This window comes from Actinomadura sp. NPDC048955 (assembly GCF_040649435.1).
Lineage (GTDB): Bacteria > Actinomycetota > Actinomycetes > Streptosporangiales > Streptosporangiaceae > Spirillospora > Spirillospora luteofluorescens.
Genome location: NZ_JBEZJI010000180.1, coordinates 1 through 2,082, shown reverse-complemented (window position 1 = coordinate 2,082; position 2,082 = coordinate 1). Strand labels below are relative to the sequence as shown.

The 2,082-nt window shown below is 65.2% G+C and carries 1 pseudogene; it reads left to right on the top strand.

Annotated elements, in window-relative coordinates:
- Positions 1-932: 932 nt before the first annotated feature.
- Positions 933-1,303 (top strand): annotated as a pseudogene (locus AB0C84_RS46015) (transposase); the annotation flags it as partial.
- Positions 1,304-2,082 lie beyond the last annotated feature (779 nt).

Sequence of the window (2,082 nt, the reverse complement as noted above, 5' to 3'; positions counted from 1 at the left end):
GCCAGCCGCTCCCACTGCGCATCGGTCAAGTCACCACGACCCATCAACCCACAGTGACCCAACCAACGCCCACCGTCAGTCGATCCAAGAAACAGACCCTAGATGCCTTGGCGTGTCGGGCTGAGGGGCCTGGGGGTCGTTGGTGGGCGTGGTCCTGGTGGACGTCGAGGAGTGGGCGTACGTGTGCGTGATGACGTACGGCGATGACGTGACGTACGGGTGATTCCAGGGGAGTGACTTGGCTCACCGCACCCCATAGGACCGGGCGCCGATCCAAATGAGCCAAGACTGCGGCGACCAGTCAGGAGCGCCCGGACGCTCCCAATGATCCGCATCCGTGAATACCTGGCGTCCGGGGGCGCCCCCACTGAGTCGCGGTCGGGCCGCCACCGGTCGCGGCGGCGCTCCCCTTGCCGCGACCTGTCATCACGACGCCGCTTGCGGGGCACGGTGTGGCCTTCGCGGTAACGGGCTACGGCCATCGGGAGTCGTGAGCTTTTCATGCAACTGCACTTGTCCGACCCGTACCTGTCCGCCTAAGGTGGCCGCGGCCCCCACAACATCTCGTTGCGCCCAACTTCACCGGCTGTTCGCCTGCGGGGGCGGGACAACCTTCGGGCGCTGGCTGCGCGAGGAACGGCTGCACCGCTGTTATGACGACCTGAGTTTCCCGCTGCTCACGGGACGATCGATCACGGAGCTCGGCGCCCGCTGGCCTGTCTGATGCGCCTAGCCTCAGCCGCGCCTTCCGGGTCCGATACGGCATGAGCCCCGCGATCATCGAAGAGCGGTCGTCTCGACGTACAACGCGACGCACGACTAACAAGCCATCTCAATTGGCGTACAGCGATGGCAGGCATGGAATCGGTCTGGACTATTTGCGGATTAGAAGCCATCTAATTTGGCTTTGTGCCGGTAGTGTGCGGTCGGTGATGGTGGAGCGGCTGGTGCCTGAGGAGTTGTGGGAGCTGTTCCAGCGAGTGGTGCCGCCTGTTCCGAGACGGCCGCAGGGTGGCGGTCGGCGTCGGTATGGGGATCGTGAGGTGCTGGCGGCGATCGTCTTTGTGGCGCTCACTGGCTGTGCGTGGCAGCGGTTGCCGCCGGTGTTCGGGTTGTCGGGTCCTACAGCGCATCGGCGCTTTGTGGAGTGGACGGCGGCGGGGGTGTGGGCAAAGCTGTATGGCTTGGTGGTGGATGAGTTGGATGGGTGCAGGGAGTTGGACTGGTCGCGGTGCGCGATCGGCTCGGTCAGTAGCCGTGCCGCTGAAGGGGGGAGATGAAAGGTCCGCTTCCTGTAGATAGGCGTGGGGTCGAGGATCTGGCTGGTCATGCCAGGCAGTCGTTGTCTATGGGCTCGGCGGCCAGCCTCTTCCGCAAGCTCGCGCTGGAACTGCTGGTGCGGGCAAACCGGCACCCGCGCTGCGCGCCCTCCAGGGAGCCGTGGACCTGTGTCGACCGTCGCCGAAGCGCGGGGCGAGCACCGTCCTTCCAGGAGGCTCCGCGGCCCCCTAGACAAGAACACCCCACCGTCCAAACCCGGGTTATCGAAGCGGGCCGTCTGGGTTTCCGGCACTCACCTCGCACAGATGACGTTCCTAAGAGATCCACTTACCCCCCCCCGCGAACTCGCGGTGCTCCGCGCCGTGTTTGAGCTGGGGTGTTCACAGAGAACACCCTCACCATCCTGAACCTGGCGCCGCTGACCTTCCGCACTGCGGCCATGGCCAAGTCACCATAAGTGCGTGTGCGTGTCGGCTCAGGCAAGGGAATAAGCGCTCCGACCGGGCGCCGCGAACTGACCAGCCGCCGACCGCCCAGTTCGGGTCCAGGCTGGCGTCTGTAGAGATGTGAGTGCGGCGGGTGGGGATAGAGGGTGATGTGGGGATGGTGGCAGCCGACCTGATCGCCAGGGCACGGGCTGGGGACGATGACACTTTCCGGAATCTGATCGAGCCGTACCGGCGGGAGTTGAGGATGCACTGAGCCTTTTTCAGCGGCAGTTCCGTGTGCGCTGATCACAGCATGATCGCGGACGGCGTGGGCGGTGCCGGACGTTAAGAAGCCCCTGGTAGGACGGTTGGT